This window comes from Jeotgalibacillus proteolyticus, assembly GCF_002926065.1.
Classification (GTDB): Bacteria; Bacillota; Bacilli; order Bacillales; family Jeotgalibacillaceae; genus Jeotgalibacillus; species Jeotgalibacillus proteolyticus.
On sequence record NZ_PREZ01000001.1, the window covers coordinates 85,832 to 104,968 of the forward strand.

The 19,137-nt window shown below is 39.3% G+C and carries 14 protein-coding genes; 4 read left to right on the forward strand and 10 right to left on the reverse strand.

What is annotated here, in order from left to right; all coding sequences use genetic code 11:
* Window positions 1-3 precede the first annotated feature (3 nt).
* Window positions 4-345 (forward strand): ASCH domain-containing protein, encoded by a 342-nt coding sequence (locus tag C4B60_RS00480; protein WP_104055634.1) that lies wholly within the window; start codon window positions 4-6, stop codon window positions 343-345.
* A 90-nt stretch (window positions 346-435) separates the two neighbouring features.
* Here the strand turns inward: C4B60_RS00480 and C4B60_RS00485 are convergent, their stop codons facing one another.
* From C4B60_RS00485 to C4B60_RS00505, 4 genes are all read right to left on the reverse strand, one after another.
* Entirely contained in the window at window positions 436-1,872 is a 1,437-nt protein-coding gene (locus C4B60_RS00485; RefSeq protein WP_245153836.1) for an alanine/glycine:cation symporter family protein, read from the reverse strand.
* A gap of 71 nt (window positions 1,873-1,943) precedes the next feature.
* A complete protein-coding gene (gene parC / locus C4B60_RS00490) occupies window positions 1,944-4,373 on the reverse strand; it encodes a DNA topoisomerase IV subunit A (protein WP_104055638.1) in 2,430 nt (809 codons plus the stop codon).
* Window positions 4,374-4,378: 5 nt separating this feature from the next.
* Complete coding sequence (parE, locus tag C4B60_RS00495) at window positions 4,379-6,352, reverse strand: DNA topoisomerase IV subunit B (protein ID WP_425331136.1); 1,974 nt, start codon at window positions 6,350-6,352, stop codon at window positions 4,379-4,381.
* Window positions 6,353-7,738: 1,386 nt separating this feature from the next.
* Window positions 7,739-8,095, reverse strand: a complete 357-nt coding sequence (locus C4B60_RS00505) for a hypothetical protein (RefSeq protein ID WP_104055644.1) — start codon at window positions 8,093-8,095, stop codon at window positions 7,739-7,741.
* Between the two features lie 360 nt (window positions 8,096-8,455).
* On the opposite strand from C4B60_RS00505, the gene C4B60_RS00515 reads away from it, so the two are divergent.
* Window positions 8,456-8,797, forward strand: coding sequence for a hypothetical protein (locus C4B60_RS00515; RefSeq protein ID WP_104055647.1), 342 nt, complete (start codon window positions 8,456-8,458; stop codon window positions 8,795-8,797).
* A gap of 11 nt (window positions 8,798-8,808) precedes the next feature.
* Window positions 8,809-9,894: a HEPN domain-containing protein gene (locus C4B60_RS00520; RefSeq protein WP_135122079.1), complete on the forward strand. Its 1,086-nt coding sequence runs from the start codon at window positions 8,809-8,811 to the stop codon at window positions 9,892-9,894.
* Between the two features lie 39 nt (window positions 9,895-9,933).
* Here C4B60_RS00520 and C4B60_RS00525 read toward each other — a convergent pair whose 3' ends face one another.
* The 6 genes from C4B60_RS00525 to C4B60_RS00550 are packed head-to-tail and all read right to left on the reverse strand — an operon-like array spanning window position 9,934 to window position 18,300.
* The gene (locus C4B60_RS00525; protein WP_104055651.1) at window positions 9,934-11,118 is read right to left on the reverse strand and encodes an N-acetylmuramoyl-L-alanine amidase family protein; all 1,185 of its coding nucleotides are present in this window, start codon (window positions 11,116-11,118) and stop codon (window positions 9,934-9,936) included.
* A gap of 2 nt (window positions 11,119-11,120) precedes the next feature.
* Window positions 11,121-11,387 (reverse strand): holin, encoded by a 267-nt coding sequence (locus C4B60_RS00530; protein WP_104056622.1) that lies wholly within the window; start codon window positions 11,385-11,387, stop codon window positions 11,121-11,123.
* A gap of 5 nt (window positions 11,388-11,392) precedes the next feature.
* Window positions 11,393-11,707: a hypothetical protein gene (locus C4B60_RS00535; RefSeq protein ID WP_104056623.1), complete on the reverse strand. Its 315-nt coding sequence runs from the start codon at window positions 11,705-11,707 to the stop codon at window positions 11,393-11,395.
* A 54-nt stretch (window positions 11,708-11,761) separates the two neighbouring features.
* Window positions 11,762-12,025 carry a hypothetical protein gene (locus C4B60_RS00540; protein WP_167578538.1) on the reverse strand — a complete coding sequence of 88 codons (264 nt, stop codon included), beginning with the start codon at window positions 12,023-12,025 and terminating at the stop codon, window positions 11,762-11,764.
* A gap of 33 nt (window positions 12,026-12,058) precedes the next feature.
* On the reverse strand, window positions 12,059-12,523 hold the full coding sequence (locus C4B60_RS21585; RefSeq protein ID WP_209020046.1) for a hypothetical protein: 465 nt from the start codon (window positions 12,521-12,523) through the stop codon (window positions 12,059-12,061).
* A 14-nt stretch (window positions 12,524-12,537) separates the two neighbouring features.
* Window positions 12,538-18,300 (reverse strand): phage tail spike protein, encoded by a 5,763-nt coding sequence (locus C4B60_RS00550; RefSeq protein ID WP_104055654.1) that lies wholly within the window; start codon window positions 18,298-18,300, stop codon window positions 12,538-12,540.
* Window positions 18,301-18,358: 58 nt separating this feature from the next.
* On the opposite strand from C4B60_RS00550, the gene C4B60_RS00555 reads away from it, so the two are divergent.
* A complete protein-coding gene (locus C4B60_RS00555; RefSeq protein WP_104055656.1) occupies window positions 18,359-18,985 on the forward strand; it encodes a hypothetical protein in 627 nt (208 codons plus the stop codon).
* Window positions 18,986-19,137 lie beyond the last annotated feature (152 nt).

Sequence of the window (19,137 nt, forward strand, 5' to 3'; positions counted from 1 at the left end):
AAAATGGAACATGTTATGGGGTTGTTTGAGGAACCGTTTGATTCAATGAAGAATGGCAGAAAAAAGGTGGAAGTAAGACTATTCGATGAAAAAAGAAGAAAGATTAAGATCGGGGATACCATTTATTTTATCAAAGTACCCGAACAAAAAACTTCGTTAACAAGAGTCGTCACAGGCATAAAAAAGTATGCGACTTTTCGGGAATTATATGAAGAGATTCCTGCCAGTCTTATGGATGCAGCTGACCGCACAATCGATCAAATGATGGAAAGAACGTATAAAATTTATTCCCCCAAACAGGAAAAGAAAATGGGTGTAGTAGCCATTACGTTAAAGGCTAAATAAAAGCGTTAATGAACTAGAAAAAAGGACCTCACAAGTTAGGCATGCCTAATTTGTGAGGTCCTTTCTGTATTCAAATCAATGCTGATCCCATTACTTTTCTTCCGGACCATCGTCCCAGCAGTCAGCATTCTTTAATCCGGGAATACTATTTTTGTAAAATACCGGATCTATTCCTTGATTACGCTGGCGCTGATAATCCTTCAGCACTTTAAAGGCAAGCGGGGAAAGAAGACTGATCGCAATTAAGTTAATCAGAGCCATCGTTGCCATCGATACGTCCGCAAGGTTCCAAACAACATCGAATGACTGAACTGCCCCAAAATACACCATTCCCATCACAATAATTCTGTAAATGTTTAGGTATAGCTTATTTTCTTTAATAAATTCAATATTTGTTTGACCATAATAATAGTTACCTACAATTGAACTGAACGCAAACAGGAAGATCGCAATACTGATAAAAACAGAGGCCCAGCCTCCTACATGAACAGCAATTGCATCCTGCGTCAGCTGAATTCCGTCGCTTCCGTTTAAATATTCTCCTGACATAATAATCATAAGAGCGGTAGCTGTACAGATGATTAACGTATCTACAAAGACACCAAGTGCCTGTAATAGCCCCTGTTTAGCAGGGTGTGTAACTGCTGCAGTAGCTGCTGCATTTGGTGCACTACCCATACCGGCTTCATTTGAGAATAATCCTCTTTTAATCCCATTCATAATTGCAGCACCAATACCGCCTGAAACCACTTCGGTAAATCCAAATGCATTGCTGAAAATAATCCCAAACATTTCTGGTACTACACTTAAATTTGTAATTAATATAAAAAGTGCAAGGAGGATATAAAGTACAGCCATCACTGGAACGACAGTACTTGTAACAGCTGCTACTCTGTTAACCCCGCCAAAAATAATAATTCCTGTTAAAATTACCAGCACGATTCCAACAACCGTACGATCCCAGCCAAAGGACCCTTCAAGAGCAAACGAAATCGTGTTTGATTGAACGGAATTAAAGACCAGACCAAAAGTAATGGATATAATGATTGCAAAAATAATTCCCATCCACCGGGCGTTTAATCCTTTTTCCATGTAATAAGCCGGACCGCCGCGGAAGCCGTCTTTGTCTTTTATCTTATAAACCTGGGCAAGAGTTGATTCAACAAAGCCGGAAGCAGCACCTACTAATGCAATAACCCACATCCAGAAGATAGCTCCTGGACCCCCGAGAGAAATCGCTGTCGCCACACCGGCCAGGTTTCCGGTCCCGATGCGGGAAGCAGTTGAAATAGTGAACGCTTTAAAGGGAGATATTCCCCTTCTGTCCCCAGAGGAAATAGTCGATTTTTCAGTAAGTAGCTTGAACATTTCTCCCATTCGGGTGAATTGAACAAACCCGCTTCGAATTGTAAAATACAACCCGCAGCCAATAAGAACAATAATCAGTATGTAGTCCCATAAAAAGCCGTTTAAAGCAGTAGCAATTCTATCTACCTGATCTACAAATAATAAATAACCTAACTCCAATTCAATCACTCCTATTAATAAAAAAAATGGAAGAAGAAACTTACCTTCTCCCATTCCCTAATATTTGCATATTAAACGTTTGGTGCCCCAAACTCCTGCCATGCGCTGTTAATTTTACCTGTTTCTGTTTCGTCTATAACAAAGGATCCGTTAGAATAACGGTCATTTATCCGGTAAGTAGCAGGATTTATATGGGTCCTGATTCCTTTTACACTTTCAACAATAACTTGATTGTACTCAGTTGATAAGACAAACACATTAACTACACGATGAGGATTTTTCTTCAGTTCTCTAAGCATAATCAGCCCTCTTTTTGCTCTTGAGCTGAGATCAAATTCGCTGACAGCCATTTTTTTAACTGCTCCTCTTTGCGTAACCATAAACACCTGATCGTCCTCTTTTACTTCAAGGGCGCTTACAACGGTATCATTCTCTTTCAGGTTGATTCCTTTAACTCCAGCCGCTCTTTGTCCGACTAAGCTGACATCCTCTTGGTTAAAGCGGAGCCCATACCCGCCAGCTGTAGATAAAAGCAAGTCACTTTTACCTTCTGTTAAAAGGACTTCAACGAGCTCGTCTTCTTTTTTTACATTTAATGCAACGAGTGGTCTAAGGAAACGCGAGGCGTTATACAGAGAAAACTCAGATTTTTTCACCATACCATTTTTCGTGATGAAAATTAAGTATTGATTTTCTTTGAATTCATCAACATGCATTGCCTTGATCAGCTGCTCGTCCTTGTCTAATGAAACCATGCTTGCTACATGCTGCCCTAAATCCTTCCACCTGATATCAGGCAATTGGTGAACCGGTGCATATATATAGTTTCCTTTATTCGTGAATAAAAGCAGAGCATCTGTAGTATTGGCGTCAATTTTCGCAAGAAGTCTGTCTGATTCCTTCATAGCAAAATCGAGCCCATTTGAAGCGGCATAAGAACGCTGGGAAGTACGTTTCACGTACCCTTCCTTTGTCACCGTGACAATGACGTCTTCACTGGCAATTAATACTTCCATATTAATTTTTATTTCTTCTATCTGGTCTTCGATGATTGAACGTCGGTTATCTGCATATTTTTTCTGGATGCTTTTTAGTTCCTTCTTAATAACAGCTGTAAGCTTTTTCTCACTCGCTAATATCGCCTGAAGCTCAGTAATCAGCTTATCAAGCTCTTCCGACTCTTTTTGGAGGGCGGTAATATCCGTATTAGTTAAACGGTACAGCTGCAAAGAAACAATGGCTTCTGCCTGAGGCTCAGTAAACGAAAAACGCTCCTGCAGATTTACCTTAGCATCTCTTTTATCCTTGGAGCCCCTGATTTCTGCTATAACCTCATCCAATATTGAAAGCATCTTAATTAGACCTTCGACAATATGCTGGCGTTTCTCCGCACGTTCTAGATCGTACTTCGTTCTTTTTTCCACAATTTCCTTCTGGTGATCAATGTAAGCATCAAGCAGACCCGCAAGTCCCATAAGCATCGGTCTTTTTTTATTTATAGCTACCATATTAAAATTATAGTGAACTTGCAGATCAGTATTTTTAAAAAGGAAGTTCAAAACGCCGCTTGCATCCGCTTCTTTTTTCAATTCGACAACGATGCGTAGACCGGTCCGGTCCGTCTCGTCGCGGACTTCTGCAATCCCTTCCACTTTTTTCTCTGCACGGTATTCATCCATTTTCTTTACTAAGTTTGCTTTATTAACTTCATACGGAATTTCAGTTATAACAAGCTGCTGCTTACCGCCTCGGACATCTTCAATATCCACTTTTCCCCGGATAACAATTTTCCCTTTACCTTTTTCATAAGCATTTTTGATCCCCTGAATCCCCTGAATTGTTCCGCCTGTAGGAAAATCAGGCCCTTTAATAACGGTCATAAGATCTTCAATCGTACAAGCCGGATTATCAATGCGCATGATTGTTGCGTCAATTACTTCTCCGAGATGGTGCGGCGGAATTTCTGTCGCGTAGCCGGCAGAAATTCCGGTTGATCCGTTAACCAGGAGATTTGGGTACCTTGCAGGCAGCACAGTCGGCTCTACAGAGGTATCATCAAAATTGGAAATATGCTCAACTGTTTCTTTTTCAATATCCTTTAACAGCTCTCCTGCTATAGGGGACAGCCGTGCTTCAGTATAACGCATGGCTGCAGCCGGATCACCATCCACACTGCCGTTGTTACCGTGCATTTCAACAAGCATATTCCGAACCTTCCAGTTTTGGCTCATTCTGACCATTGCCTCGTACACAGACGAATCACCGTGCGGGTGATAATTACCGATTACATTACCGACTGTCTTCGCAGACTTCCTAAATCCTTTTTCGTGTGTATTCCCTTCAAAATGCATAGCGTAGAGAATTCTTCGCTGAACCGGCTTTAATCCGTCCCGCACATCAGGTAGTGCACGTTCCTGAATAATATATTTACTGTATCTTCCGAATCTATCTCCTAATACCTCTTCTAGCGGGAGGTCCTGAAATCGTTCTGTAGCTGTCATCCCTTTTAGTCCTCCTCAGAAACCATGATCTGCTCGTTATCTAAGATGTTTTGAGCGTCTTCAAGGCCAAATGCCACATTTGCTTCGATCCATTTTCGGCGGGGCTCAACCTTGTCGCCCATCAAAGTAGTCACACGCCGTTCAGCGCGGGCGCCATCATCGATTTTCACACGAATCAAAGTCCTTGTCTCAGGATTCATCGTTGTTTCCCATAGCTGTGAAGCATTCATTTCTCCTAACCCTTTGTAACGCTGCAGCATATATCCTTTACCTACTTTTTTAATCGCATCAGGAAGCTCATCATCCGTCCACACATATTCGATGACTTCTTTTTTTCCGCTTCCTTTACTTATTTTATAAAGTGGAGGAAGTGCAATATAAACACGTCCTGCTTCAATCATCGGCTTCATATAGCGATAGAAAAATGTGAGCAGTAAAACCTGAATATGAGCACCGTCAGTATCGGCATCTGTCATAATAACAATCTTATCGTACTGGACATCGTCTGTTTCAAAGTCCGCCCCGACACCAGCGCCGATCGCGTGAATAATCGTGTTAATTTCTTCATTTTTAAAAATATCTGCAAGCTTTGCCTTTTCAGTATTAATAACTTTACCGCGCAGCGGCAATACGGCCTGAAATTTCCTGTCGCGTCCCTGCTTGGCAGAGCCTCCAGCAGAATCTCCCTCCACAAGGTAGAGTTCATTTCGTGCAGCATTTTTTGATTGAGCTGGCGTCAGTTTACCTGAAAGGATTGTATCTGATTTTTTTCGCTTTTTCCCATTACGTGCGTCCTCACGTGCACGCCGTGCTGCTTCGCGCGCCTGCTGCGCACGGATTGCCTTTTTAATAAGGGAGGTGCTGGTTTCCGGATTTTCCTCTAAAAAGTACAGAAGTTGAGTGGCAACTACATTATCAACAGCAGATCTTGCTTCTGTAGTCCCAAGCTTTCCTTTTGTCTGACCTTCAAATTGAAGAATTTCTTCCGGGACTCTGATAGAAATGATACTCGCAAAGCCTTCTCTTATATCGGCTCCATCAAGGTTCTTATCCTTTTCTTTTAAAAGGTTCACTTTTTTGGCGTATTCATTAAATACACGTGTTACAGCTGTTTTCGCACCCGCTTCATGTGTTCCGCCGTCTTTTGTCCGTACGTTATTTACGAAGGATAAGATCGTTTCAGAGTATCCATCGTTAAATTGGAAAGCAAAATCCACCTGAATTCCATCATGTTCTCCTTCAAAAGAGACAACAGGATGCAGGACATCCTTTTCTTCGTTGAGATATGAAACGAAGGCTTCGATGCCTGTTTCAAATTGAAAAATGTCTTTTTTATCATGGCGTTCATCCACAAGCTCGATTTTAAAGCCTTTTAATAAAAAAGCACTTTCACGAAGTCTTTCACTTAAGGTTTCATAATTGAAATGAGTAACACTAAAAATTGTCGGGTCAGGCTTAAAGTGAATTAAGGTTCCGGTGTGTTTTGTTTTTCCTATCTTATCCAAAGAGGTTGCCGGCTTGCCTCCATTTTCAAATCTCATTTCATGGATAAATCCATCACGGTGAATCGTTACAGTCAGCCATTCCGAAAGGGCATTTACGACAGAAGCACCAACACCGTGCAAACCTCCGCTTGTTTTATAGCCTCCCTGGCCAAATTTACCGCCTGCATGAAGTATTGTAAAAATGACCTCAGGCGTCGGTTTTCCTGAGCGGTGAATACCTGTTGGCATCCCTCTCCCGAAATCTCTGACTGAGACACTGTCATCTTCATGAAGAATAATTTTTATGGAATCACCAAAGCCGCCAAGTGCTTCATCTACAGAATTATCTACAATTTCATAAACTAAGTGATGTAAGCCGCGTGAGTCAGTTGAGCCGATATACATACCCGGACGCTTTCTGACTGCTTCGAGTCCCTCCAATACCTGAATTGCGTCATCATTGTACTCAAATGCTGCTTTTTTAACCACAAACATTCCCCTTCCAAACTATACAAACATATGTTCTTTTTTTACATTGTATCATAAGTATTCACGTTTCCCCATCATATTCTATACCGAGTATACGGTGTTTTTCAAATTTATCTCTGAAAATTTCGCATTCAGATTACACTACGTCCGCAGTCTATCCCTTCTATCATCATAGCATTTAAATTAGATTTGAGGAAAAAAACATTATATTATCAGCATTTTGCATGAAATTATTGTTCTTTAACCCCCTATATGACAATTTATTGAAGGTTATTTATGTCTTTTGTCCAGAAAACGGCATAAAAAAGCCTGGCGCGATGACGACAGGCTTAATTCTTATCTTATTATCGTGTGGCTCCACCTTAGAGAATACCCCTATTAACTCCCCTTATTTACCGTATTTCTCCTTTTACCAATTTAGGTAAAGGGCTTTAACTATTCCATTATGTTCTCCTTAATTAATTTTAATCTCATCTCTTTTAGTTTTTAATAAAACCCATGTACTTGCTATAAACAAGGATAGAATGATCACCAGTAGAAACGTGAAAAAATTAAAAAATATTGAATTTGAAAAGGTGTTTAGCAGGCTAATTTGTGACACATCAGTAAATGACGAATTTTTATGGACTATAAAGTATCTAAATTTTGATGCTCTGTAATACACACTAATTGAACTAATCAAGACACCAAAGAAACTGACAACTGAAAGATAATACAAATTTTTCGTGATAAACTTATATGATATCCAATTTTTGAGGATTACTGTTGTTCCATATATAAAAAAGATTAAAAACGGATATAAAAAAACAACAGGGAAAAGACCTGGATTACCATTTCCTCCACTGGTAAGCCCACTCTCAGTGACCAGTGGTTCTGATAATACGTTTACAAGTATAAACATTAATATGGTTCCAGAATATGGATCCAGCTAAGCTTACTATATACGTAACTAAAAAAAGAACCTTCATCCAGGCCTTCACCCTTTCACTACTAATGTTCACTCATTTATTTTATAAAGTAACTCCTTAAAAAAGAAAATCCCACTAATTATTTCAATCATTTACAAATTCATTTGCTATTTTTAGGCCTAAAAAAATATGCTCCTCCCGGAGGAAGAGCATAATATTGTTTTCCGATATGAGTTTTTAGAAGTAAACGTATCTTTATTATCTGGACAAAGCGTGCTCCACTTTAATAGATACTATTGTAAAACCTCTTTAATTGAACGCCTTTCTTCTATAGTATAGAACATTTATTAGGATTTACCACATCAATTACAATCTGTCTTTTTAATCTTGATCCTTCCATCTCGATTATATGGAAAAGAATCAAAAGTTTTTAAAAGACAAAACATTGTCAAGACGTATAAACTCACTCTAAAATGAGTGGGTTTTATTCTTCTAAAAAGAACCCTGTCTTACTGGACATGTAAGCTGTTCCTGATGGAAAGTCTTTGAAAACCTCATATGCTTCCGCAAATGACCTGGATCCCTGAGAAAATCCTCGGCTTCCTCCTGCCTCATAAGAAACTATATAATCTGATTCAAATCTATAACCTTTATTGGTTAGTTTAAATTTGCGGTATATTTGGAAGGTCCGTTCATAATCCTGACACTCGTATCCAAAACCTACTATATATGAATCAATTTCTCTTTTATAGAGCGCAATAGATCGGATTGATGGGTATTGATTTAACAATAATGGAATTTTGTTTTCTATAGAAGTAATTATCTCATTTTCGGTAAACATTATATAACAGCTCTTTCTTTTAGAATTACAGGGACAAACGAGAGAACACTATCAATATGAAAAGTACGCTTGGCTTTCCTCATAAAACAGTAAGCTACAAATGATTCTTCTGTTACCTTCCTAATCTTAATTCTGCGTTTACTCACTTTACCTTTGGAATCCATGTAGATTATGTCTATAAGTTGCCGGCGCTTCCATGCATTAAATAGTTTGTCTCTCATCTACGTTCCCCCCTTTAACTATATAATAGAACAAATGTTCCTTTTTTAAACATATTTAACGACATATCGCGAAAAAATTATGTCCTTTCTTGTAAAATAATAGGGTAAAATAACATTAATATCTAAAAGGAGGGAATTTATGCTAAGAGATTCTACACCAAATGTTTCTTTCGTGTTTGGTATGATTAAGTACGTCCAGGCTTCACTTGATCCTTTAAAAGCCGATATCCTTATTTCAACAAGACAGTTAAATAATAGATTTACTAACCCTATGATCATAATTCGTCCAAGAGATGAAAAGTTCAAAGAACTAGAGTTTGGTATTAGTGCCATCTTTATTGACAGGGAAACTCTTTTTAAAATTCGGGAATTCTTAATGAGCAACCATTATCACGCAGGCTCTTTTATTGACTACTACAATTCCCAGATGCTGAATTATGGATCTTATTGTGGAGAGAGAAGTGAATATTTTTTTAATTAATATTAATAATCATGGAGGTGAAATTATTGAAAGCGCACATAGAAATCCCCCTACCTTATATTCTGCCTATTGAACTAGAACACAAAATAGTTAGTTACTACGAAAATTTTGATAAAACCGAAAGTAAAGCATTCCAAATCGAGTTTGCAGAAGATACATTTTATGTTTCAGAAGATAAAGATAACTATGAAGAAATTAAGAACACTAAACTAAAAATCACATACATATTCGATGGTAAGAATATACCCGACGAAGTCCAAGAAATTTTGAGTGGGGTGCTATACAACTGTTTAGGATACACAAATGATTTTTTATCAGCACTAAGGTTTACTTATAATCTAAATTATATAAACACTTTAAGTATTTACGATTTGCCTGATTTTCTTGAAATAGAGATTGATGGAGAGGTTTATCCTTATATAACTTCCCCTATGAAATTGATACAACAAGTTGAAAAGTTACCTGATGTGAAACTACAACTAGCTCAACAAACATTAGCTACATGGGAAAAACATCCGGAATTTGGGTTAGTGGAAAGATTTCTATCCAATGCAAAACATTCTATTGAAACTGAGGACTTTGTATCTGCTGTTATTGAACTTCAAACTTCATTTGAAATTTTTATTCGTAATACACTTCGATTAATAATAGTTAAAGACGGTGAAAAAAAAAGCAAGCAAAAAGAAGAAATTGATAAGGAGTTAAAGGAAATTAAAAAGAAACAATTCAGATTGTTAATCGAACAAAATTTATCTCGAAAATTAGGTGTGAAACTCAAGTTCGAAAATCACCCAGTCGCAAAAATATGGTACAAAAACACTTATAAGTTAAGAAACAGTATTGTACACAATGGACATTATCATGTTAATAATCAAGAGGCAGCTGAAGCATATGACGGTTATGTAAAGTTCAGAAACTATATTTCTGATATATTAGTTGAAAAAGAGTATCTAAATAAAGACGGGTTAGCTGACCTCCAAGTTTTTAAAGAAATTTATTCAAATCAATCTAATAGCGAATTGATTCATGAAAAATTAAAAAGGTATGATTTTATACCAGAAGGATTGAAAATTAAAAAGTACAGTACTGAAAATTGATTAAAATTACCCCTCTACCTTTAGGTAGAGGGGTATTCATTATCTAGTTTCAAACTTAGCACCTGTCTCTTTGCCAACATAGATCCAACCCTCGCCAGCTTGTGCCGATTTAATCTTTACGACATTTACAAAGTCAGAATGATTACCAAGCACCTCATATTCTAGCCCGCCAAACTTATGAGGATTAAGCTCTAATTTAATATTAGAAGCAGGAGAGCGTCTTGGTGGTTTGTTTAGATGATACAAAGCCCATGAAGTATTGTTTACTCCTCCTGATCTAGCTGGCAACTTCACGAAACGCTTTTTAGGCAATGGTTTTGCTGGAGAAGTTTGATTACTTGAGAATGTTGCTCCGGTGCCAGGCCCAACAAAGATATTCCCTTTGCCAAATTGGGAAGTTTGAATCGTAACAACATTCGCCTGCGGACGGGCAATTATCGTGTATGAAAGTCCTCCAAACTTAGCAGGGTTAAGGAAAGCCATCTCATTCCCTTTAACAGGAGCCTTGTTTGTTGGGTAAAGTCTCCATGATGAAGCAGCTGGAGGTAAATGGACAACTTCCTGACCAACTGCAGGTGGTGCTTTATCAACAACCGGCTGAATTGTTTGAGCTGGTTTAATCGGAACAACTTTTCCGCCTTCTACAAACGGAATTCCATACCAGGCACACGTGACTTTAGCAGCTACTTTTCCGCAACGTCTTCGATAATCGTCCGACATTAACAATCTAAGATCTTGTGGGCTGGACATGAAGCCCCACTCTACTAAGACCGCCGGGTAATTGGGCACCCTAGTCATATGGAAGTTTGTCCATGATCCAGGCATTGAAGCAAACAATCCGGTACCCCAAATTGGAAGATCTGGAAACTCCCTCTTATATTCAGCAAGATACATTTCAGCAAGCCTCTTAGATTTGGGGTTATTGTGCCAATAAAAAACGCCAAACCCTCTAACAGAAGGATTGTCGTTCCAGTTTGCATGATGGGAGGAACCTATTGCATCTTTAGCTGCTCTAAATGCAGCATTATATCTATTCGTTCTTGTGACAAGTGGCACGTCTAATGCAGTAGCAGACTGAGCTTCTTCACCTTTTATTTTGTTTCCGAGTATTTGAGCTGCGTAACTTACTACGGCATTGTTGAATGAAAACTCTGGCATTTGAGGTACGCCTTTGCTTGGTGGATACGTATTTGGTCCGTGTCCTCTATCTCGTATATCTAACATAGTTATTCAGCCTCCTTTGTTAATCCGGATCTCTTCTTTCCAATCTCAAAAAGCCCTGTAGCACATAAACCGGCAAACCCACCAGCCCACATGCGTAACGTGCTGTCTAAGTCGGTAAATGGACTCGCTGCGAAGCCAATAAAAATACCCATTGCTAGGGCAATGAGTGGAATGAAATTTTTCGGTATAGGTCCTGTTTTCTTTGCTACCTCTATTAACGCTAAAACCATAGGTGCTAGGATACTTGCAAATAATAATACAGCTTCCATTTCCATTATTGATCCTCTCGCTTTCGATATATTTTTTTCTCCACGCGGTCTACACGGCTTTCAATGGTGATCATTGTTCTCTGTATGGATTGAAGCGCAGTAGATGTTTGTTGCTGAATTTCATTAGAACGATCTAAATGATTTAATAACCGTTCCTCTCTTCGCTGGGCCTCTGCCCTGGCCACCGAATTGGATTCTTTCAGTTCTTTTTCTCTCTCTATATTTTCTTTACGCATTTCCCGAATGACAGCTGCAGCTAAGATAATGCAACAAAAAGCCCACACTGCTTGTGAATTAGCAATTTCCTGCGCTATTTCCATAGAATCCCCCTTTAATACAAGTAAGGACCCGGCGTAATTGCCGAGTCCTTTCATCTATTCAGTTTCTTTCTCTTCCTCTGCTGGTTCTCCAAGTCTGGCCAGGATCTTCCCTCTTACAAGCTCTGTGATCCCTTCAGATGATGTACTACTTGAGAAGAATTCTTGTGTGGTAGCTACAACATATCCATTCATATTGATCTGTTGTTGAGCGTCAGTGGCATTAAATCGTACATGGACCACCTGACCTTCTTCTACATCCACAAACTGCATATTGCTCACTCTAATCTGTAATTTTTCAACTAATCCCATCTTTAACACTCTCCTTATTTATAGTAAAAAAAGAGCGCCCGTTTAGGCACTCTTTTCCTCTGACTCTTCTTTAGTTTCTTCTTGCAATCCTTCTTCTTCAATTCGTTCGAACTCGTCACAAAGGTAATCATAGATTTCAGCATCAGCTCCGGACCATTCCATTTCACACTCTAAAAGAATGTCTTTTACAGTACGAAGATAACCCCAAGCCTTTCCGCCTTCCAAGATCAGTTTTTCTGCATACAGTTCATCACGATCTTTTACAAAGGTTTTTAGGTCTTTAACATCCCATGCTCTACCATCTGCCGTTTTCTTCGGCTCTCCATGTTCATCCAGGCGACAATGCTGCTTCAAAATTTCTTTTTCATCATCTCCCACCTCCTTTAAGTGAGTTGATAATGCTTTAATCATTTTTGATCGGTGACGTGAATTTGTACCTTTTAAGCTCAATTGCGATAGTAAGTTAATAGCTCCATTAATCTTGCTGTTTTCAATGTGAAATTTCATTTTGCATTCTCCTTTTACGCTGCAGCGTTTTCTAGTTTTTTGATCCTTGCTTTCAGTAACTGATTTTCCATTTTAAGCATGTTGATCTCATACTCATGCTCATCAAGTTTATAAGCAGCTTGTTGCTGACCACGCCATAGATAAGAGCCTAAAGCATACATTTCAATGCTGTCGCCAGCTTCTCCATGCATAGTACGAGGCGTTTCATCTACCATCAAACCTAACTGCAAATAACCCGTAGGATCATCTTTGATCCGATACAGGTATGTTTTAGCATTTTTTATTACAGATAAAGCATCTTCTTTGAAGACCTCAATATCCCTTTTGTTTTCTCTTAACGAAGTACTCGTTGGAAAGCTTCTTGCTCTCATAGGGACATAATAGATGGTACCTCCTGCAGCATAGCCATTCGCATCCGTTGCTCGTACTTCACCAGTCTGCCCAACACCAGTTGCCAAATAAAGATTCGTGCCACTTGATCTCAAACCACCCGCGATTAATGGTCTTGCTGCTAATGTTGTCGTGAGTCCACCACTACCATTAATGTAATAATCACTTCCATCGTTGCTAATAATCTGAGTTCTTGCGATAATGCGCCCTCCACCTAAATAAAGATCGTTTCGGGCTTGGAGCTCTGCATTACCTTCGTTTGACATTCTCAAGCTACTTTGACCACTGTTACCCGGTGTATAAATCATAGAGAAATAACCGGTCTGTTTTTCGATATGCATTTTGTCGCGACCTACTGAATTACCTGCTCCCATTGTGAGATATGGTTCTGCAGCAACATTATTATTTTCATCCATAAAACCGATTCTCATTTTAACCAAGTTCCCATTGATAAAATCTAAGGTTTGATTACGCAGAAACAAGTAATTTTGCGTGCTTGCTGTACGTATCTCTGTACCAGTGATTAATCCACTATTGATCTTCACGGCATCCACACTAGCGATCTTGGCGCTGTCAATGGCTGCATTAGCTATCTTGGCATTTGTAATGGCACCAGTTTGTATCTGGGCCTCTCCTATTATGGCAGTGCCAAGTTTGGCATTCGTTATCGCACCATTTGCAATTGCAGCTGTGCCAACAGCCAAATTAGAAATAACCGCCCTGCCATTATTGATAAAGACATCACCAATAAGGTCAATTAAGCCTGCATTAATCTTTATGGACTCCGGTGTTTGATTAATTGCGGAGACAATGCCGTTACGTGTTACCCTGGATGAAATCTGATCTGCTTGAATTAGCAGGGTAGATTCAGCATCTGACATTCTTCCAGTCAAACTGTCAACGGTTGTTTGTCTAGCTCTTAATCCTATTTCAGTAGATAACTGATTTATGGATGTTTCTGTGGATGAAAATCGATTTTCTATATCCTCAGGTGCTGGTGTCCAATCTGTCGCTTTTTCTCCACGTTCCATTTTGTATTGCGTGATCCACATTCTTATAGGGTAAGCGTCTGCCCCTGCTGATAATCTCGGTGTTGTTGCAGCTAGAACAATATCCTCAGGAACTAAAAATGTTGTTACAAATAGTACCCATTTGTCAGGACTAATAGTTCTACTAAGCGCGGGAATAGGGTTTGATTCAACGCCTAAAGCAGTTCTAAATTTTAATAGATGAGATACAGATGCGCTTTTCTCTACTTTAACCCAAAAGGAAACAGTATACTTCTGTCCTCCAGCCACTGTTCCGAATGGTGTATAAAGCCCACCTGAACCCGCTGTAATTGAACGACTTAAAGACTTATTGCCGTTTAATCCTTCCTCTACGCTGAGGATGCCCCCTGTATTAATTGTCCGCCAACCGGTCAATCCGCTCCCTAATCCGTAATTTCCTGTTGAGTTAGGTGCAAGGTTACGCCCGCCTATTTCCAGTCCGTCAAAATCATTTCTCAAAGCTGAAACACTTGTTGAAATACCATTTACACCTACTGTCAATGAAGCTAAATCACTTTGAACACTGGAAACTTTACCCTCGATAGTATCAACTTGACTTTGCTCAGCCTTTGCAGTTATTGAACCGTTTAACTGAGTGATTGATGACTGAGCGCTTGAAATGGAAGACGAATGCCCGTTAACAGTCTGAATCAAGGATGTAACGCTTGATTGTATTGAATTTGCTTTCTGATCCACGCTGGACGCGAAGCTCTGGACGGTTGATATTGCCGCGTCTGTGTCTTCTGGTGAGGGCGTCCAGTCTGTCGGTTTATTACCTCTTTCTAACTTCATTTCTTTGTATTGAACCGTGTTTGTCGTCGTTGATCCGCTATTATGCCGGATAGATAACCTCATTCTTGTTGCACCTGTTGGAATATCTGTCGTTACTATGCTATAACCTTCATAACCTGCGGTTATATAGTTTCCAAAAGACTGTTTGATGTATGTTGTCTCGTTTCTGAACTCTAAATGAATAGTAACAGGATGGTTTTGAGGTTTCAAAAACATTCTGCCTGTCACTTTATCCCCTGTTTTAAAAGGCGTTTCCTCTCCGATATTCACATAACTAAAATAATTATCCCATCCGCTAAAAGTAACGCTTCTAAAATCTTTTGTCGTTCCTGTGTAATAGTTCCGCCCGCCAAATTCTAGCCCGTTAAAATCATTTGTCAATGATGTAACAGACGACGATATACCATTCACGCTCACTTGCAGCACCGACAAATCATTTCTAACCCCTGTTACGCGCCCGTCAACGGTTGTCACTTCTGATCTTTCAGCCTTGTTCGTGATTGAGCTGTTTAACTGAGTGATTGACGTTTGCGCGTTAGTAATCGAAGCAGCATGACCATTTACGGTCTGCGAAAGCGACGTAACGTTTAAGGCGATTGAGTCAGCTTTTTGTTCTATCCCTGACGCGAAAAATTGAACCGCATTAATTGAATCATCAACATCTTCATGAGCTTGTGACCAATCAGTTGCTTTACTACCTTTTTCAAATTTTAAGCCAGACAATCTTATTTTTCCATTTCTTCCTAATGCAAATCTAACATCTGAAGTACCTTCGAAACCTTCTGGTATAACACCAGTTCTTTCGAAAAAGTACCATTTATCATAATCGTAATTCGATAAATTCACTTGTTGATTTATAAAATCAATGAATGTTCCGCTTGTGCCTTCTGCATACGTTCTAATAAAGAAACTAGAATTAATAACATCAAGTGGTATATCAGAATCAATGTAAAACCATCCTGAATATGTGTATTTTTCTCCGACTTGCAAGTGTAAACTTCTTGTTTGAGATAAAAACGCTCTTGAATCACCCGTAAAACTTTGTCTACTTAACACAACACCTGGCAAACCATTTATCATATTGTCGATAAATTGTGCTGTCATACCGAAGCCCCAATTTTCTCGATGTTTGCTGAAGGTTGAATTTAGGATGAAATTCCGTCCACCAAACTCTAATCCATCAAAATCAGTTCTCAACGTACTAACATTAGCTGATATGCCATCAGCTCTTACTTGCAGAGAAGACAGGTCATTTCTAACTCCGGTCACCCGATTATCAACCGTAATTAGTTCTGAGGCTTCAGCTTTCGCTCCAATCAGCCCTGCTTGTACAGATAGTTCAGAACCCAGCACGCTTACTGTACCCGTAAGTGTGTCTACTTCTTCCTGATCTGCTTTAATCGTAATGGCTTGAGCATTGGCGTTAATCTGTGTTTGTTGGCTACTCAGCACCCCATCCACATTCGCTAACTGATCAATCGTAACAGCAAGTGTTCCCTCGATCGTGTTGATATCGGTTTCAATGGAAGTTATCCGACCGCCTGCAGCTGCAAGAGCACTTTCACTATTACCGACTCTCGTTTGAAGATTAACTGCCGTATCTTGGAGTACAGCCACCCTTGTATCAAGCCCGGATAGATCACCCGTTATTAAGTTAATGTCACCAAGCGCTTTGTTTAGATCACTGTCGATTAAATCAAATCTTCCATTAACGTAAGAAAGACCAGCTCTTTTGGCTAGGTCTTGGTTAATCTCACTTACCCTGTTTTGCAGATTACTGTTAGCCAGGTCAAATTGTCCATCCACATAATTAATGCCTGCTTTATCGGCCAGTTCTCGATTAAAAGCATTTTCAGTTTCACGTATTTCTGCATCCGTATACTGCCGGGCTGTTTCCTGAATAGCTTCTAATGTCTCATTTTTAAACTTATTAATGCTAAGTGATCCATCAGCTACTATGTCACCTAACTTTCGAAGTTCTGCAGCAATGTCAGGACCAAACAATATATCCTCAGAAATCACTCGAATAGAGCTGCCCTGGTACTCCTGTGTAAATTCAGATGGCCGGCCATGAAAATTAACTGCACGGATCCGGTAATACCAAACTTCATCTGTTTCTACCGGATGGGCTAAGGCATTGAGTGTGCCTTTATAAATCAAGTGTTGCGCATCTGGAACAAAGCCACTGACCCGTGAGGCATAGACTTCATAATGACGGAAATACAGCTCTGTATTAAGCTCCCAATAAAGCTGTATGACTTGGAAGCCGCCAACCACTACAACATTAGCTGGCATAGCCGGGGGAATGTCCGGATAGCTGTCCAAATTAACTTTTTTATCCTGCTCCCATTTACCCCGGTTATCGTTAATCGTTCCAATGACTCGCTCCAGCCGATCATCATAGTCATGAACTGATAAGAACTGACCCATTTCAGCTACTGCAGTTCCTTCAATATCTAGGACATCATATTCAAGTCCGATCACCCTGGATTGAATTTCAATAGGACGACTAAAATTACGATCAATGGCCTGGGACGTATCACCCAAGCTTACTTTCTCATGTTCATAGCCGGCAATGGTTTCGAGTAAATGTACCGATAACCGGTAGTGGACTTCTGGATCTTTGGAGACCTGCAGCTGGTCCCATGTGGCGGATAACAACTGAGCTGGATCCTCATAATCCTGATTAGAGAAAATCGCTTCCCTGGGGAGCAGCTTACCTTCATTCTTTCTGCCATACTTTTGTAAAGCTTCCGGATCCCCAACCCATTGCTGACCACGAGGCTTATCAACCGGATCACCGTTTGATTTTTTCCATTCCACTTCTGCAAAGTCAATATATCTTGTAAAGCCACCAGTTTCGTTGCCTTCATCATCTTCAATTGGCAATGAAGCACCACGACCATACAGAGCAGTAACAGGGTAGGATAAAACCGTACGCTGTATTTCATCAATGTTATGATCAATATCAAACCGGTGACCGCGATCCACTCCAAGACGCTGCAGCAACTTAATCTTTCGGGCAGTAATTTCATTGCCGTCAAATTCGACGACATCTTTAATGTCTCCGCCCCATATTTCATGAGTTTTCCACACACTATCCACAGCAGAAACGTAATAAAAATTTGTTGTTTCTCTGCCAAGATCAGCCTCTACTTCTCCACTCCATCGTGTGCCTTGAAGCGCGGCATTTAATACTGTTTGAGCTGTCTGATCCACAAAGCGCCGATCAACTACAATATGCTCTTTAAGCTCCATAAAAGCAGGCTCACACGTTGCGATTGTCATTGGACCTTCTTCACGATCACTATCATCTAATTCCTTGATAACAAAAAGGCGAAAGTCTCCTTCTTTATCTCGAAAGACCACTTGATTTTCCTCTACAACGTGCTTGGCTTCCTCTGTGTCTGCTTCCACAGTGAATATAAAAGGCTCATCAGGTACGAGGTTTAAATGATCTTTAAACCAGGTACTGATAAGCCCTGTGGATTCGGTTAATGTTGTGATTATTTTATCGTCTTGGTTAAAAATATATAACTCTGACATTGGTTTCCTCCTTCCTATGGTATTATATTCCTAGATTAGTAGAGAGGTTGTGAGATAGGTGAATAAAAAAGATATGTTTAATGAAGTTGTTGCATCTGGCATTGGCAAACTCCCCTATGTGGGGTGGGTTTTCTCAGGCATTTACTCTTCAGTTAAAGCAGAGAAGGAAGCTGAGAGAATTGACAAGTTCTTTGAAGTCATAGCAATAGAATTAGAGCGACTTGATTCTGAGCTAACTACTGCATTAAAAACTGCTAAGCACGATGATGAATACCTTACAATGCTTATTGAAAAAGTTTGTAGAAAAGTTGAAAGAGAAGCAAGAGAAATGAAAAGACGAAATTTCCAAAAACTTTTTCTTAACTCCATTCTAAACGGAGTTAATGCTCACTCATTTAACCAATTTGATTTTTTCACGGAAACATTGGACGATCTAAATGAAATTAACGTTGAAATGCTAGTTCTTCTATATGATCAAGATGATTTAACGCCAATCTCTAGAATTAGAAACAGACGATCTAACGACCCGTACTTTATTCTTGCTTCTATTAATAAGCTTCGTAATTTTGGTTTTTTAGAAACTTATTCGGGAGATGTTCATCTTGGAGCTAGAGATAATGCGTTACATGATAATGTTAAATTATCAAAGTTAGGTAAAGAATTCTCAAAATTTTGTTTGATCTAAAATTTAAAGAAATTAATATAAAATTCTTAAAAGAAATTTTCATTTGACCTTATCATTGATTTTTGAGATGAGAAAAATGACTATAAGTCCACCCCATATCCACCAATATTTTATTAGTAATTGACCTTGAGTGAGATTGATAAAGTCGTCAA